This is a genomic window from Rhizobium sp. A22-96, from assembly GCF_053521805.1.
The window spans coordinates 648,264-662,914 of record NZ_JBNWDQ010000002.1 but is presented as its reverse complement, the minus strand read 5'-3'; the positions used below and the strand labels follow the sequence as shown (position 1 = coordinate 662,914).

13 protein-coding genes are annotated in these 14,651 nt (G+C 60.1%); 4 read left to right on the top strand and 9 right to left on the bottom strand.

From position 1 onward, the window contains the following. Positions 1-32: 32 nt before the first annotated feature. Complete coding sequence (locus ACQZ6F_RS09680) at positions 33-1,013, bottom strand: polysaccharide deacetylase (RefSeq protein ID WP_449091964.1); 981 nt, start codon at positions 1,011-1,013, stop codon at positions 33-35. A gap of 177 nt (positions 1,014-1,190) precedes the next feature. On the opposite strand from ACQZ6F_RS09680, the gene ACQZ6F_RS09675 reads away from it, so the two are divergent. The 3 genes from ACQZ6F_RS09675 (at position 1,191) to der (ending at position 4,027) form a co-directional block, all read left to right on the top strand. Continuing rightward, positions 1,191-1,772 (top strand): NnrU family protein, encoded by a 582-nt coding sequence (locus ACQZ6F_RS09675; RefSeq protein WP_068388525.1) that lies wholly within the window; start codon positions 1,191-1,193, stop codon positions 1,770-1,772. Between the two features lie 101 nt (positions 1,773-1,873). Continuing rightward, the gene (locus ACQZ6F_RS09670) at positions 1,874-2,557 is read left to right on the top strand and encodes a tetratricopeptide repeat protein (protein WP_449091965.1); all 684 of its coding nucleotides are present in this window, start codon (positions 1,874-1,876) and stop codon (positions 2,555-2,557) included. A gap of 15 nt (positions 2,558-2,572) precedes the next feature. Beyond that, positions 2,573-4,027, top strand: coding sequence for a ribosome biogenesis GTPase Der (gene der / locus ACQZ6F_RS09665; protein WP_449091966.1), 1,455 nt, complete (start codon positions 2,573-2,575; stop codon positions 4,025-4,027). Between the two features lie 40 nt (positions 4,028-4,067). On the opposite strand, the gene ACQZ6F_RS09660 is transcribed toward der, so the two are convergent. The 8 genes from ACQZ6F_RS09660 to ACQZ6F_RS09625 form a co-directional block, all read right to left on the bottom strand. Continuing rightward, the gene (locus ACQZ6F_RS09660) at positions 4,068-4,508 is read right to left on the bottom strand and encodes a MarR family winged helix-turn-helix transcriptional regulator (protein WP_068388516.1); all 441 of its coding nucleotides are present in this window, start codon (positions 4,506-4,508) and stop codon (positions 4,068-4,070) included. A gap of 218 nt (positions 4,509-4,726) precedes the next feature. After that, on the bottom strand, positions 4,727-5,833 hold the full coding sequence (locus tag ACQZ6F_RS09655; protein ID WP_449091967.1) for a glycosyltransferase family 4 protein: 1,107 nt from the start codon (positions 5,831-5,833) through the stop codon (positions 4,727-4,729). Between the two features lie 126 nt (positions 5,834-5,959). Continuing rightward, positions 5,960-6,874: a sugar kinase gene (locus ACQZ6F_RS09650; protein WP_449091968.1), complete on the bottom strand. Its 915-nt coding sequence runs from the start codon at positions 6,872-6,874 to the stop codon at positions 5,960-5,962. A gap of 93 nt (positions 6,875-6,967) precedes the next feature. After that, the gene (locus ACQZ6F_RS09645; RefSeq protein ID WP_267549934.1) at positions 6,968-7,954 is read right to left on the bottom strand and encodes an ABC transporter ATP-binding protein; all 987 of its coding nucleotides are present in this window, start codon (positions 7,952-7,954) and stop codon (positions 6,968-6,970) included. Continuing rightward, entirely contained in the window at positions 7,947-8,942 is a 996-nt protein-coding gene (locus ACQZ6F_RS09640; protein WP_077471841.1) for an ABC transporter ATP-binding protein, read from the bottom strand. Before ACQZ6F_RS09640 ends, ACQZ6F_RS09645 begins: the two co-directional genes overlap by 8 nt. Before the next feature lies 1 nt (position 8,943). After that, positions 8,944-9,861, bottom strand: a complete 918-nt coding sequence (locus ACQZ6F_RS09635; RefSeq protein ID WP_068388501.1) for an ABC transporter permease — start codon at positions 9,859-9,861, stop codon at positions 8,944-8,946. Then, positions 9,858-10,781 (bottom strand): ABC transporter permease subunit, encoded by a 924-nt coding sequence (locus ACQZ6F_RS09630; protein WP_077471840.1) that lies wholly within the window; start codon positions 10,779-10,781, stop codon positions 9,858-9,860. The genes ACQZ6F_RS09635 and ACQZ6F_RS09630 overlap by 4 nt, the downstream gene beginning before the upstream one ends. A gap of 48 nt (positions 10,782-10,829) precedes the next feature. Then, entirely contained in the window at positions 10,830-12,410 is a 1,581-nt protein-coding gene (locus tag ACQZ6F_RS09625; protein WP_449091969.1) for a peptide ABC transporter substrate-binding protein, read from the bottom strand. A gap of 293 nt (positions 12,411-12,703) precedes the next feature. Between ACQZ6F_RS09625 and bglA the strand changes: the two genes are divergently transcribed. Continuing rightward, entirely contained in the window at positions 12,704-14,350 is a 1,647-nt protein-coding gene (gene bglA / locus ACQZ6F_RS09620) for a beta-galactosidase BglA (protein ID WP_449091970.1), read from the top strand. Positions 14,351-14,651 lie beyond the last annotated feature (301 nt).

The following is a 14,651-nucleotide window of genomic DNA, read 5'->3' as shown; positions in this document are numbered from 1 at the left end:
GATCGATTGCTCGGGTTTCGCCCGGCCACTTCTCACCCCTGTTGCGGCTTGCCTCTTGCGGCAATCAGCGGAATGGCTTCGGAATAGCTGACGCAGGCGACATCCTGCTTGTGGCAGACATCGCTGACGAAGCGGTCGAGGGCGCGCCAATAGGCGCCGTCATTCATCTCGACGAAATGGAACCCGAGCTGCAGAGGAATGCGCTCGCCGTCATACTGTTTGTTGAAGGCTGCTTCGAAGGCATCGAAAGTGCGCTCTTCATAGGTCTTGGCATTGGCCTTGTCCTCGACGCCCTTGGAATGGCGGACATAGAGATTGTAGTCCATGCCGATCACCAGCCGATGTTCCGGCCCTTCCGGGATCAGCGGCAGACCGAAGCGATAGATGCCGTTGACCAACTGCGGCAGCGCAGGGCCTTTCGTGACGAGGCTTGCGTCATACTGAAAGCCCATCTCCTTCTCCGCCGGCACCAGGCCATCGCTGGTGGAGAGATAGGGCGCGCGAAATCCTCTAACGTCGTTGGTGGCGAACTCTTCCCAGCCCTGCGGTTCCTTGTCAGCGACGCCGACATTCTTCCAGGCATCGCGAAGCGCGACGCGGGCGTTCATGAACTCTTGCTTCCAGTCGGCAGCACTCCAGCCCTTGCCATCGAAGTGGCCGCACGCATGGCTGGAAATATCATGGCCTTCCAGATGCGCGCCCCAGATGTTGGCGATGCGGGTGCGCACATCGTCCTCGCTCTTGGCAAAGCCGACATTCGACTTACCGACGCGTTGCTTCGGCCCCTGATAGGCCTTGGCTTGCGCCTTGTTCATCAGGAAGGTGCAGGAGAGAAAATAGGTGAAATGCGCGCCATTGCGCGAAGCGATCTCGCGGCTCTTGGTCCAGAGCGCAACATCATGCGCGCCGTCGAAGGAAATCATCACGAGCTGCTTGGGCTTTCCATCGGCCTGGGCTGCGGCGGGCAGGGCAAGGGAAAGCGCAAGGGAGAGGCAGGACATTGAGCGTAACATGGGCACCGACATTGCTGGATCGAGCATGGTTTGCCAAAGATCATCTGGCGATTTCAGGCGGCATGCTCCGGGGTAGCTTCCTTCCTTTCGCGCAAATGCGGCGAAGCTGCGGTGATGCTGGCAATTTTTTGCGGCAGCCGATAAGGATATGCTCACAAAATAGAAGGGGTTTCATTCATGGCTTTGCTCGTTCTCGGCATTGTTCTTTTTCTCGGCCTCCACCTCATTCGCGTCGTCGCTCCGGGTCTGCGGGCCTCCCTGATCTCCAGCCTCGGCGCATCCGGCTGGAAGGCTGCCTACTCGATCGTGAGCATCCTGACCCTGATCCTCCTGATCTACGGGTTCGGTCAGGCCCGCGACATGACGCCCATCTGGTCGCCGCCGTTCTGGATGAGCCATATCACTATCCTGCTGATGCTGTTTGCGATGATCTGTCTTGTCGCCTCGCTGCTGCCGGCGGGGCATATCGCAGTCAGGACGAAGCATCCGATGGTGCTTTCGGTGAAGATCTGGGCGCTGGCGCATCTGCTGTCCAATGGTGACGGCGCTGCCATCCTGCTTTTTGCCGCCTTCCTCGCCTGGGGTGTCATCCTGCGCATTTCGCTGAAGCGGCGCGAGCGTGCCGGCGAGATCACGCTGCGTCCCTTCGTCTCGGCGAAGTACGATCTCTATGCGATCATCATCGGCGTCGTTGCCTGGGCGCTGATCATTTGGAAGCTTCATGCGTGGATTATCGGGGTTTCACCGCTGGTTATGTGACGATTTCTGCCATTCCCCCTTACATCAGCCGTAAAATGGAGTAGAAGGCCCCACTAACCCCTAAGCTCTTTGGAATAACTTGGCCTGAGCCGGAGACGAGAATGGCATTCAATGACGACAGCTTCATCCGTGAGGTGAACGAGGAACTGCGTTCGGACCAGTTGCGGTTCGTATGGCGCCGTTTTGGCAAGCTCATCATTGGGGGAGCCGTGCTCATCGTTCTCGCGACTGCGGCCTATAGCGGCTATCGTTATTGGGCGGGCAATCAGGCCGGCAGCGGTGGCGACCAGTTTCTGGCAGCCCTTACATTGGCCGACCAGAACAAGACGGACGAGGCGCTTGCCGCGCTGTCAGCCATGGAAAAGGACGGCCCTGGCTCCTATCCGTTGCTCGCGCGCCTTCGCGCCGCCACGCTGCAAGCGCAGAAGGGCGACAAGGCCGCTGCGATTGCCGCTTTCTTGGCTATCGGCAAGCAGACGGATATTCCTCTGGTTGTCCGCGATGCTGCACGCCTGCGTGCCGCCTATCTGCTCGTCGACACCGGTACTTATGATCAGGTTGCGGCCGAAGCGCAGGAATTGGCGGTACCGGCAGACACCTTCCGGCATTCCGCGCGCGACGTTCTCGGTCTTGCCGCTTACAAGGCCGGCGATTTCGCCAAAGCGCGGCAGTGGTTCCAGGCGATCGTCGACGATCCGCAGAGCCCACGCAACGTCGCCAATCGGGCGCAGATGCTGCTCGATCTTATCACGGCTACCGGCAAGGCTCCGGTCGCAAAGGGCTGAAGGACGGATCCTTAAATGAGTTTCACGGTCGCGATCGTTGGTCGCCCGAATGTCGGCAAGTCCACCTTGTTCAACCGTCTGGTTGGCAAGAAGCTGGCGCTTGTCGATGATACGCCGGGCGTCACGCGTGACCGTCGCCCCGGTGACGCCAAGCTGATCGATCTGCGTTTCCGTATCGTCGATACCGCTGGCCTTGAAGAGGCTGACGAGGAAACGCTCGAAGGCCGCATGCGCGCCCAGACCGAAGCAGCGATCGACGAAGCGGATCTGACGCTGTTCGTCGTCGATGCCAAGATGGGCCTGACCCATGTCGACAAGACGCTGGGCGAAATGCTGCGCAAGCGCGGCCGGCCTGTCGTGCTCGTGGCCAACAAATCCGAAGCGCGCGGTTCCGACAGCGGCTTCTATGATGCCTATACGCTTGGCCTTGGCGAGCCTTGCCCGATTTCAGCCGAGCATGGCCAGGGCATGATGGATTTGCGCGACGCGATCGTCGAGGCGATCGGCCATGAGCGCGCCTTTCCTGAGGCGAACGACGAAGCTGAAACGAATGTCAGCATTCCGCGCTCTGCCGCCGACGAGGATGGTGAGGAGATCGACGAAGAGCCGGTCTATGACGAGACGAAGCCGCTGCGCGTCGCCATCGTCGGCCGCCCGAATGCCGGCAAATCGACGCTGATCAATCGCTTCCTCGGCGAGGACCGGCTGCTGACCGGCCCGGAAGCCGGGATTACCCGTGATTCCATCTCCGTCGATTGGAGCTGGCGCGGCCGCACCATAAAGATGTTCGACACCGCCGGCATGCGTCGCAAGGCTCGCGTGACAGAGAAGCTGGAAAAGCTTTCCGTCGCTGATGCGCTGCGCGCCATCCGCTTCGCCGAGATCGTCGTCATCGTCTTCGACGCGACCATCCCTTTCGAGAAGCAGGATCTTCAGATCGTTGATCTCGTGCTCCGCGAAGGCCGCGCCGCAGTTCTCGCCTTCAACAAGTGGGACATGATCGAGGATCGTCAGGCCGTGCTTGCCGATCTGCGTGAAAAGACTGACCGGCTGCTGCCGCAGGCCCGCGGCATCCGCGCCATCCCGATTGCCGGCCAGACCGGCGAGGGGTTGGATCGGCTGATGCAGGCGATCGTCGATACCGACAAGGTCTGGAACAAGCGCATTGCCACCGCCAAGCTCAATCGCTGGCTGGAAACGCAGCAGGTTCAGCATCCGCCACCCGCAGTTTCCGGGCGTCGCATCAAGTTGAAGTATATGACGCAGGTAAAGGCCCGCCCACCGGCCTTCATGATTTCGTGCACGCGTTCCGACGCGCTGCCGGAATCCTATGTGCGCTATCTGATCAACGGCCTGCGTGCGGATTTCGCCATGCCTGGCGTGCCGATCCGCATCCATTTCCGTACGTCGGAAAATCCCTTCGAAAACAAGAAGAGCAATCCCTACGAAAGCAAGAGAAAGCGGTCCTAACCGCTTCACTCGCCGGGGTAGTCGCAGAGCATATATCCGGTCAGGCTGCGTTCTTGCTGAGCGCCTCGCGCAATGTGATGATCTCGGCCTTCAGGCGCGTCAGCTCGTCGATCGTCTTGTCCGAGGCATCGAGAATGCAGGGCGGGATTTCCGCCGCCTTTTTCTTCAGCGCCACACCTTCGGCGGTCAGGTGGATCAGTACCTGGCGCTCGTCTTCCTTGCTGCGGATACGCTGGATGTAGCCGGCCGCCTCGAGGCGCTTCAGTAGAGGTGTCAGCGTGCTCGATTCCAGGAACAGCTTTTCACCGATGCCGCCGACGGTCTGGCCATCCTGCTCCCACAACGTCACCATGACGAGATATTGCGGATAGGTGAGGTTCAGCGCGTCGAGCATGGGTTTGTACAGCCGGTTCATCGCGTGGTTCGCCGAATAGAGGGCGAAGCAGATGAAGGTGTCCAGTTTCAACGGGTCGTGCGCCATGTCCAATACTCCCTAGGGAATAGCATCTAAATCGTGCGATAAACAATCGTACACCAAAACGTATATGGCTGTCACGGTTTTGTTGTGTTTTTCGGAAAACGCCTCACAGGGGCGGGCTCAGACGTGATGAAAGCGCCTGTCATGCATGCACGCCTTGCAATCAGTTATCTGGAGATGTGTATCGGGAATTCAACCTCGAGCCCGGTCATGCCGTGAGCTCAATGGTTGTGCGTCAGCATCCGGCCACGATGATTGGCAATGCGGACGTTGCCGATGAATTGGGTGGTGGCGGCTTCCCAGGAGTAGTTGAGGGCAACTGTGCGGGCCGCGTCGCGGGAGCAAGAAAGGGCGGCAAGGCAGGCCTTGGCCAGATCGACATCCACGACACCAGCCGGTTCATTGCTGGCGAGAATGTCGGCCGGCCCGGTGACGGGATAGGCGGCGACTGGAACGCCGCTTGCCAGTGCTTCCAGGATGGCATTGCCGAAAGTATCGGTCTTCGACGGGAAGACGAAGACGTCGGCCTGGGAATAGGCGTGCGCCAATTCTTCGCCAAACATTGCACCGGGAAAATGCACGTTCGGATAGAGCTTCTGCAATTCGGCGCGTGCGGGGCCATCGCCAACCACGACCTTCGATCCCGGCAGGTCGAGATCGAGGAAAGCCGGCAGGTTCTTTTCGAGAGCGACGCGGCCGACAGTCATGAAGATCGGGCGCGGCAGGCCGAAGGGATTATCCTCCAGCGGTTGCGGCCGGAAAAGCGTCGAATCGATGCCTCGGCTCCAGGGCAACAGATTGTGGATACCGCGCTGCTTGAGTTCGGCGGCGAGGCTTGGCGTTGCCACCATGCAGCCATAACCGGCATTGTGAAACCATTTGACGAAGGCGTAGAGCCAGCTCTCCGGTATCGGCAGGCGCGCCGAAACATATTCCGGAAACCGCGTGTGGTAGCTCGTTGAAAAGGGCATGCCGTTTCGCAGGCACCAGCGCCGTGCCGTGAGGCCGAGGGGGCCTTCGGTGGCGATGTGAACATAGGTCGGCCTGAGTGCTTCGATCCTGCTGGCTATCTTGCGATAGCTGGCGATCGAAAGCCGGATCTCAGGATAGGTCGGGCAGGGGATGTTGCGGAAACCGTCCGGCGTGATCATCGACACTTCGACGCCCATGCGGACCAGTTCGCGATTGGTGTTCTCGATCGAACGGACCACGCCGTTCACCTGCGGATGCCAGGCATCGCTGACAATGAGCAGTCGTTCCGGCACGGCGACAGGCGTTGCTGCCTGGGCCCATGTATCGTGATCGATGTCTGACAAGCGTTGCAACATGCCCAAAACTACCCATCCGCACCGCATCCTCATGATGGCGGTGCAAGCGATTGCGGTGCTTCAAACATGATTCCCGCGCCCACTCTATTGTGGGGGGTGTCCATGATGGAAATATTACAGCCCCGATCAGGCGACTTTCAGCTTCTTGGGGGAGACGAGGGCGCCGTGTTCCTGAATGACTTTCGCGGCGATTTCGGCAGCGAAACCGGCAGCGGCCAGCGGATCGTCATGCTGCAGGTAATGAGCAAGAAACGCACCATTGAAGCTGTCGCCGGCGCTTGTCGTGTCGACCAGCTTGGCGACCTTGACTGCGGGAACAAGCGTCTCTTCGGTGCCGATTCCGATGGTCGCTCCGTCGGCACCGTTCTTGACGATGACCATATTGGCTCCGTACTGGCGATACCGGCGGATGGTGCCGCTAATCGAATCGTCGCCGAAATGGGCGGCTTCATCGTCGAAGCTTGGCATCACGAGTGTCGAAGCGCGTGCGCCATCGGAGATCAACGTATGCATGGCGTCCAGGCTGGACCAGAGGCGTGGGCGCAGATTGGGATCGAAGGCGACGATCTTGCCGACGGCCTTAGCGCGACGGAGCTCGGCCAGCAGTGTGTAGGCATCCTCGCGTGGCAGGACCGCCAGCGTAATGCCTGAAAAATAGAGGACGTCGGAGGCTTCGATTGCCGTGCGCAACGCATCGCCGTCTGCGGCGAGCTGGCGGGCCGCGGAACTATCACGCCAATAGCTGAAGGTCCGTTCGCCGTCCTTCAGGTTGATCATGTAGAGGCCGGGTGTCTTGCCGCGAAGGCGGCGGATCTGCGCGGTGCCGATGCCGGCGGCGCTCATGAAAGCCACCATTTCGTCCGACATTCCGTCATCGCCGAGGGCGGTGAAATAATCGATCGACCAGTCGGCTGGCAGGCAGGCGCGGGCATACCAGGCCGTGTTGAACGTGTCGCCGGCAAAGCCTTTGCGCAAATGGCCGTCATCGGCCTGCGACAGCTCCACCATGCATTCGCCGATCGATAGAAAACGCCCGCCCAAGTCTTCCTCCTGCACTTTGTCTTGCTGCTGCATACGCGTAAGCGGCAGCTTGGGCAAGGTGGGCGGCAGCGGGTGCCGCCCACTTTTGACGTGCTAGGGTCTGTCCATATGGTAGCAGGCGGCCGTCTGGCCGGGGCGCACCTGCTCGGTCGGCGGCATCTTCGTGCGGCAGATATCCGTCGCCTTCCAACAGCGCGGCGAGAAGACGCAGCCGGGCGGCGGATTGAGCGGCGAGGGCGGGTCGCCCTGCAGGCGAATGCGCTCACGGCCACGCGCCAGCTTCGGGTCGGGAATGGGCGCAGCGGAGAACAAGGCCTGCGTATAGGGGTGGGCCGGATGGTCGAAGACCGTCGAGGCGTCGCCGGCTTCCACAACCTTGCCGAGATAGAGCACCAGCACGTCGTCCGAGATCAGGCGCACGACGGAAAGGTCGTGGCTGATGAAGATCAGTGTCAGGCCGAACTCCTTGCGCAGACGGCGCAGGAGGGTAATGACCTGCCCCTGGATCGAAACGTCGAGCGCCGAAACCGGCTCGTCGCAGATGATGAGCTTCGGCCGGGTGATGACGGCGCGGGCAATGCCGATGCGCTGCGCCTGGCCGCCCGAGAATTCGTGCGGGTAGCGATTGATCATCTCGGGGACGAGACCGACTGCCGCCATGATCTCGCGGACGCGATCCTGACGCTGGGCCCTGGTCAATTTCGGCTCGAACACGGTAAGCGGCTCGGCGATGATATCGCCGACGGTCATGCGCGGATCGAGCGAGGCGATCGGGTCCTGGAAGATGATCTGCATGTCGCGGCGGGCCGCACGCATCTCCTCGTCGGTGAGATCGAGAAGATTGCCGCCTTGCCACATGATGCGGCCCTTTTGCGCCTGGATCAGCCGCAGGATGGAGCGGCCGAGCGTCGACTTGCCGCAACCGGATTCACCCACGATACCAAGCGTGCGCCCGGTTTTCAGCTCGAAGCTGACATCGTTGACCGCGGTCAGGATCATGGGCGGCTTGAAGAAGGATTTCGACGGAAGCTCGAACTCGGTTGTGAGATGCTCGACCTTCAGAAGCGTTTGCTCAGCCATGGACGAGGCTCCGTTCCTGATTAGCCGAAAGGGGATGGAAGCAGGCCGCGCAACGCTGTGGCGCCAGCCGGTCGAGCGGTGGCGCCGCGTCGAGACAGTCGTCCTCCACATGGGCACAGCGCGGCGAGAAGGCACAGCCGCGTGGCAGGTGCATCAGGTTCGGCGGCCGGCCGGGAATGACGGCGAGATCGTCGACATCCTGGTCGGGGCGGGGGATCGAGGCATGCAGCGCTGCCGTATAGGGATGCGCCGGGTCTTCGAACAGCTCATCGACCGGTGCTTCCTCGACGATGCGTCCCGCATACATGACGGCGACGCGATCTGCCAGGCCTGCGACGACGCCAAGATCGTGAGTGATCATCACAAGAGCGGTGTGCATTTCTGCCGTCAACTCATTGAAAAGATCGAGAATCTGCGCCTGGATGGTGACGTCGAGCGCGGTCGTCGGTTCGTCAGCGATCAGGAGTTTCGGCTTGGTGAGCAGCGCCATGGCAATGACGATTCGCTGGCGCATGCCGCCCGAAAGCTCGTGCGGATAAAGGTTGAAGCGGCGGCTCGGGTCGGGAATGCCGACGCGTTTCAGCATGTCGAGCGCCGCGGTTGAAGCCGCGCGTGCCGATAAGCCGCCGTGGACTTCCAGCTGTTCCGTCAGCTGTCTGGATATGCGCAATGACGGGTTAAGGGCCGTCATCGGGTCCTGGAAGACCATCGCCATGTCCTTGCCGCGGACATGATCCAGTTCGCGCGGCTTTAGCTGCAGGATGTCCTTGCCATCGAGCAGTGCCTGGCCGCTGGTGCGGCCGTTCTTCGCGAGCAGGCCCATCAGGCCGAGGAAAGTCTGGCTCTTGCCGGAACCGGATTCGCCGACGACGGCGACGCGCTCGCCACGGCCGATCTTCAGGTTCAGCTTGGAGACTGCGGCAACTTCGCCTTCCGGCGTGCGGAAGGTGATGGAGTAGTCTTTGAGTTCGAGAAGCGTGTCTGTCATGTCAGCGATCCTTCGGGTCGAAAGCGTCGCGAAGACCGTCACCGATGAAGAGCAGGCTCATCAGCAGCGCGATCAGGAAACCAGCGGGGAAGAACAGCAGCCAGGGGGTCGTTTCCATGCCTGCCGAGCCCTCGGCGATCAATGTGCCGAGAGAGGTCAGAGGCTCCTGAACGCCGAAGCCGAGATAGGAGAGGAAGCTTTCCGTGGCGATGATCTCGGGGATGGTCAGCGTCGCATAGATGACGACCGGTCCGACGAGGTTGGGCACGATGTGCTTGAGGATGATCTTGAACGATCGCTGGCCCGAGGCGCGGGCCGCTTCGATGAATTCCCGCTGCTTGATGGACAATGTCTGGCCGCGCACGATGCGGGCCATGGTCAACCATTCGAGCGCACCGATCGCTGCGAACAGCAGATAGACGTTGCGGCCGAAAATGACCATCAGCAGGATGACGAAGAGGACGTAGGGGAGCGCGTACATGATATCGACGAAGCGCATCATGATGGCGTCGACTCGGCCGCCGAAATAGCCGGCGACGGCGCCATAGAGCACGCCGATGACGACTGAGACGAGCGTCGCCACCAGGGCGACTGTCAACGAAACGCGGGTGCCGTAGAGCGTACGCGACAGCAGGTCGCGGCCGTTGCCATCGGTGCCGAAATAGTGACCGACTGCGAAGTCCGGGGCGCCTCGGAAGGAGTTCCAGTCCGGATCCTCATAGTTGAAGGGCAGGAAATACGGGCCGAATATGGCGACCAGAACCAGCACGGCCAGCACGATCAGCGACAGTGCCGCCGCCTTGTTGCGCAGCAGGCGACGCATCGCATCGCCGGTGAGGGAGCGCCCCTTGGGTGCAAGCCCTTCTGCTGAAAGCAATTCCGCTTCCAGCAATTCTCTCTTGGCGGAATTGAGGATCATCGCATTCTCACTTTCGGGTCGAGCCAGGCATAGGCGATGTCGACCAGCAGGTTGAGGACCACGATCAGGACCATGTAGAAAATGACCGTGCCGAGAACCATGCCGTAATCGCGATTAAGCGCCGCTCCGACGAAGTAGCGGCCGACGCCGGGGAGACCGAAGATGCTCTCCACGACCAGCGAACCGGTGAGGAGGTAGCTGGCGGCCGGACCGAGATAGGAGACGACTGGCATCATGGCCGGTTTCAACGCGTGGCGCATGATGGTCAGCCGCGGGCCGATCCCCTTTGCCTTGGCCGTGCGAATGAAGTTCTGGCCGAGAACCTCGATCATCGAGCCGCGCATCAGGCGGGAGATACGCGCTGCGTGCGGCAATGTCAGGACAATGATGGGCAGAACCAGGAACTTGATCGAACCGTCACCCCAGCCACCCACCGGCAACCAACCAAGCGTGTTGCCGAAGACAAGCTGAAGGATCGGGGCGATCAGGAAGCTTGGCATGACCAAGCCGATGAGCAGGCCTCCGCCCAGCCAGTAGTCGGCGCTGCGGTTCTGATACAGCGCCCCAAGACAGCCTATGAAGACGCCGAGGATCGTGGCGAGCACGAAGGCGGAACCGCCGATGGTCAGCGTGTAGGGAAATCCCGACATGATTTGCTGGGTGACGGTGAAATCCTGATTGGCGAAGGAGGGGCCAAGATCGCCCTTCATGACGTCGCCGACATAGATCAGGTATTGCTCAACCAGGGGCTTGTCGAGGTTGTAGTGAGCCGCGAGGTTGGCTTTGACTTCCGGCGGCAATGGCCGTTCGCCATCGAATGGGCCGCCGGGAGCGAGGCGCAGAATGAAAAAGCACACTGTCACGGCAATCCACAAGACGGGGATTGTCGACAGCAGACGACGGAGAGCGTAACGGAACATGGGTGCGTTGAGGCCCCGCCCAGCAAGAGCTGGCGGGGCCTTTTCCTATTATTCTTTGATGGACAGCCAGCGAGTGCGGTGAATGTCCTGAATATTATCGACGAACCCCTGCACCTTCGGGGCGACGATGTTCTGCGACACGTAGTAGTAGATCGGGATCGCGGCGCTGTCGTCGAGGGCCAGCTGTTCGGCCTTCTTGTAGATCTCGGCGCGCTTCTTCAGATCGATCTCTTCATTGCCCTGCTTGATCAGAGCGTCGTAATCCTTGTTGCTCCAGCGGCCGTAGTTCATTTCGACGCCGGTGGACAGAAGGTTCAGGAAGTTGATCGGGTCGTTGTAGTCGGCGAGCCAGCCGGCGCGGCCGATCTGCACCTCACCGCGCTGCATTTCATCGTAATGCACCTTGGTTTCGGTGTTGTAGAGCTCGATATCGACGCCGAGCGGCTTCCACATGGCGGCGATCGCAACGGCGATACGCTTGTGGTTGTCGTTGGTGTTGTAGCGTAGCTGCGCCTTCAGCGGATGATCAGGACCGAAACCCGCTTCCTTCAGAAGCTTCTTGGCCTCTTCGACCTTCTGCTTATAGGGCTCGTCCTTCCAGCTGACATAGGCCGGATCGCCGTAATTGGCGGTGCCTGGCGGTACCCAGGAGTAGGACGGCAGTTCACCGGTGCCGAGGATCTTCGGGCCGATGACTTCGCGATTGACGGCCATGGAAAGGGCCTGACGGACGCGCTTGTCGTTGAAGGGCGGCTTGGTGGAGTTCAAGACGTAATAGTAGGTGCCAAGGAACGGCACGACATGCGCTTGACCAGGAAGGTTCTTCTGGATCCACTCGAACTGGTCTGCGGGGAACGACGTCAGGATATCGAATTCGCCGGCACGGTAGCGCTTCAGCGCGGCTGCCTGGTCTTCCAGCGTGTAATAATTGACGTTGTCGATCTTCACTTCCTTGGCGTCGTAATACTGGTCACTCTTGACCATGCTGACGTGCGAACCAGGCACCCATTCGGTGGGCTTGTACGGGCCGTTGGTGACGATATTGCCGATCTTGACCCATTGGTCGCCCTTGGCTTCAACAACATGCTTCGGCAGCGGATAGGCCGTGTAATGCATCAAGGCGTTGAGGAAGTAGGGGGTGGGATTTTCGAGCGTGATTTCCAGCGTCTTGTCGTCGATCGCCTTGACGCCGAGCTGGGTCAGATCCTTGATCTCGCCCTTGTTGATCTTTTCCGCGTTGTGGATCGTGTATTGCAGGTAGGCGTACTGGGCGGCGGTCTTCGGATCCATCAGGCGCTGGAAGGCGAAGACGAAGTCCTGCGCGGTCACAGGCTGGCCATCGGACCACTTGATGCCGTCACGCAGCTTGAAGGTATAGACCTTCTGGTCGGGGGAAATGGTCCAGCTTGCGGCCTGACCCGGAATAGGGTTGTCCTTGGGATCTTCGGTCACCAGACCTTCGAAAATATCGCCATCGATACGGTTTTCCCAGTCGCCGGAAATTTTTTGCGGGTCGAGCGATGTTGGGTCACCGCCGTTGTGGATATTGAGGGTCGCGGCATGCGCGGAAACACTCAATATGGTGCTGACGAAAGCCGCAGCGATAAATTTTCGGGTGAAATGAGTCATATGTTTTCCCACCTTTCTGGAGTTATTATCCTTGTTTTACAAGGCTGTTTTTGATCCCGCAGGTGACCCGTACGTGCAGGTCAATGCGGGAAGTTATCGAAAGCGACGTCGCTTTCAAGCCCCTAAAAGACGCTGAGGCTTTGTGTGAGAGTTTTCATATTGATAATTCTCTAAAATTGATACTGCGAATTTACGCTTGTTATGGTTGAGATCCTGCCATGGACGGATTGCTGCTTGCCGGTCGCGGCTGAGTGTGCAAACTGGGAGGCCTTGTGCGATATCGAGGCGGTTTGATGACATCGACGAAGAAGGCGGCTGGAGCCGACTGGTGGCGCGGCTCAGTGATCTATCAGGTCTATCCGCGGTCGTTTCAAGATACCGATGCCAACGGGCTCGGCGACATCAAGGGGATCACCCGCCGCCTGCCTCATATCGCCGCACTCGGGGTCGATGCGATCTGGCTGGCACCGTTCTTTACCTCGCCAATGGCGGATATGGGCTATGACGTCGCCGACTATTGCGATGTCGATCCGATTTTCGGAACACTTGCCGATTTCGATGAAATGATGGCCGCAGCACACCAGCTTGGGCTGAAAGTCATCATCGATCAGGTCATCTCCCATACGTCGGACCAGCATCCCTGGTTCGTGGAGAGCCGGACAAGCCGCGACAACGCGAAGGCGGACTGGTATGTCTGGGCCGACCCGAAGCCGGATGGCACGGCGCCGAACAACTGGCTATCGATCTTCGGCGGGCCGGGCTGGGAATGGGACGGCGTGCGCCGCCAATATTACCAGCACAATTTCCTCACCTCGCAGCCTGACCTGAACTTCCACAACTCCGACGTTCAGGATGCCGTGCTGGCCGCCGTGAAATTCTGGCTCGAGCGCGGCGTCGATGGCTTCCGCCTGGATACCGTCAATTATTATTTCTGCGACAAGAAGCTGCGGGATAACCCGCCGGCACTCGTTGCCACAGGTGGTCTCGATGCGCCGGAGAGCAATCCATACGGCATGCAGAACCATCTCTACGACAAGACGCAGCCGGAAAATGTCAATTTTCTGAAGCTGTTCCGCGCGTTGCTCGATCAGTATGAGGATAGGACGACGGTCGGCGAAGTGGGCGATGGGGCTCGTTCGCTGCAGACCGTGGCCGCCTATACGAGCGGCGGCGACAAGCTGCATATGTGCTATACGTTCGATCTGCTCGGACCGGATTTCACCCCGACGCATTTCCGACGGTGTGTCAGCGACTTCCAGGACAATGTCGTCGACGGCTGGGTCTGCTGGGCCTTTTCCAACCACGACGTGCAGCGCCATGTCAGCCGCTTTGCCGAGACGGAGGCCGAGCAGCCGCGCGTCGCCAAGCTGGCGATTTCGCTGCTCTCGACGCTGCGTGGCTCGATCTGCCTTTATCAAGGCGAAGAGCTCGGTCTTCCCGAGGCGGAGCTTGCCTTCGAGGATCTGCGCGATCCCTACGGCATTCGCTTCTGGCCGGCCTTCAAGGGGCGTGACGGATGCCGCACGCCCATGCCCTGGGAAGCAAGCCGTGCCCATGCCGGCTTCACGACCGCCGACAAATCATGGTTGCCGGTGCCCTACCAGCATGCGGCGCTTGCCGTCGACAAGCAGGAGGCGGAAGAGGCGTCCGTGCTGCATCACTATCGGCAGACGCTGGCCTTCCGCAAGGAGCATGCTGCCTTGCGCGATGGCGACATGACCTTCCTCGACACCGAAGAAGATGTGCTTGCCTTCACGCGTGAAAAGAATGGCGAGACCTTGTTCTTCGTCTTCAACCTGTCCCGCAAGCCGGTGAAGGTTGCTGTGCCGGCGGGGATCGAGATCGCGAAGGCCGTGCCTATGCCGGGCTTCGGCGCTGCTCATACCGGCAAGGACATAACGCTGGCCGCGCTCGATGTATTTTGCGGGAAGGCTGTTTGATCAATCCGCAAGCTGGCTGTCGTTGGCCTGATGAGGGCGACACTAGTCGCTGAGCTGATTTCGCCAGCCGGATTCCTGCTGCGAGAAAAGCAATAGACACCTCCCGTAACCGATGTCGCTAGCTTGGCAGAGCCAGTTTATAAATTTTTGCTCTACTTTAGCGGGCGGGAATTTTCCGACTGGACAAATGGGCTCGCCTACCTAGTTTTTTGCATCTGACACGCAAAGATCGCATCAAGATTGCAACGGAGCCAATCAACGGTAGGACATTCGCGCAATGTCCATATTCCCCCCATCGTCA

Excerpts from the sequence above, each read along its gene's own strand:
- ACQZ6F_RS09680 (WP_449091964.1), bottom strand. The coding sequence starts at position 1,013 with ATGTTACGCTCAATGTCCTGCCTCTCCCTTGCGCTTTCCCTTGCCCTG.
- ACQZ6F_RS09675 (WP_068388525.1), top strand. The coding sequence starts at position 1,191 with ATGGCTTTGCTCGTTCTCGGCATTGTTCTTTTTCTCGGCCTCCACCTC.
- ACQZ6F_RS09670 (WP_449091965.1), top strand. The coding sequence starts at position 1,874 with ATGGCATTCAATGACGACAGCTTCATCCGTGAGGTGAACGAGGAACTG.
- der (WP_449091966.1), top strand. The coding sequence starts at position 2,573 with ATGAGTTTCACGGTCGCGATCGTTGGTCGCCCGAATGTCGGCAAGTCC.
- ACQZ6F_RS09660 (WP_068388516.1), bottom strand. The coding sequence starts at position 4,508 with ATGGCGCACGACCCGTTGAAACTGGACACCTTCATCTGCTTCGCCCTC.
- ACQZ6F_RS09655 (WP_449091967.1), bottom strand. The coding sequence starts at position 5,833 with ATGTTGCAACGCTTGTCAGACATCGATCACGATACATGGGCCCAGGCA.
- ACQZ6F_RS09645 (WP_267549934.1), bottom strand. The coding sequence starts at position 7,954 with ATGGCTGAGCAAACGCTTCTGAAGGTCGAGCATCTCACAACCGAGTTC.
- ACQZ6F_RS09640 (WP_077471841.1), bottom strand. The coding sequence starts at position 8,942 with ATGACAGACACGCTTCTCGAACTCAAAGACTACTCCATCACCTTCCGC.
- ACQZ6F_RS09635 (WP_068388501.1), bottom strand. The coding sequence starts at position 9,861 with ATGATCCTCAATTCCGCCAAGAGAGAATTGCTGGAAGCGGAATTGCTT.
- ACQZ6F_RS09630 (WP_077471840.1), bottom strand. The coding sequence starts at position 10,781 with ATGTTCCGTTACGCTCTCCGTCGTCTGCTGTCGACAATCCCCGTCTTG.
- ACQZ6F_RS09625 (WP_449091969.1), bottom strand. The coding sequence starts at position 12,410 with ATGACTCATTTCACCCGAAAATTTATCGCTGCGGCTTTCGTCAGCACC.
- bglA (WP_449091970.1), top strand. The coding sequence starts at position 12,704 with ATGACATCGACGAAGAAGGCGGCTGGAGCCGACTGGTGGCGCGGCTCA.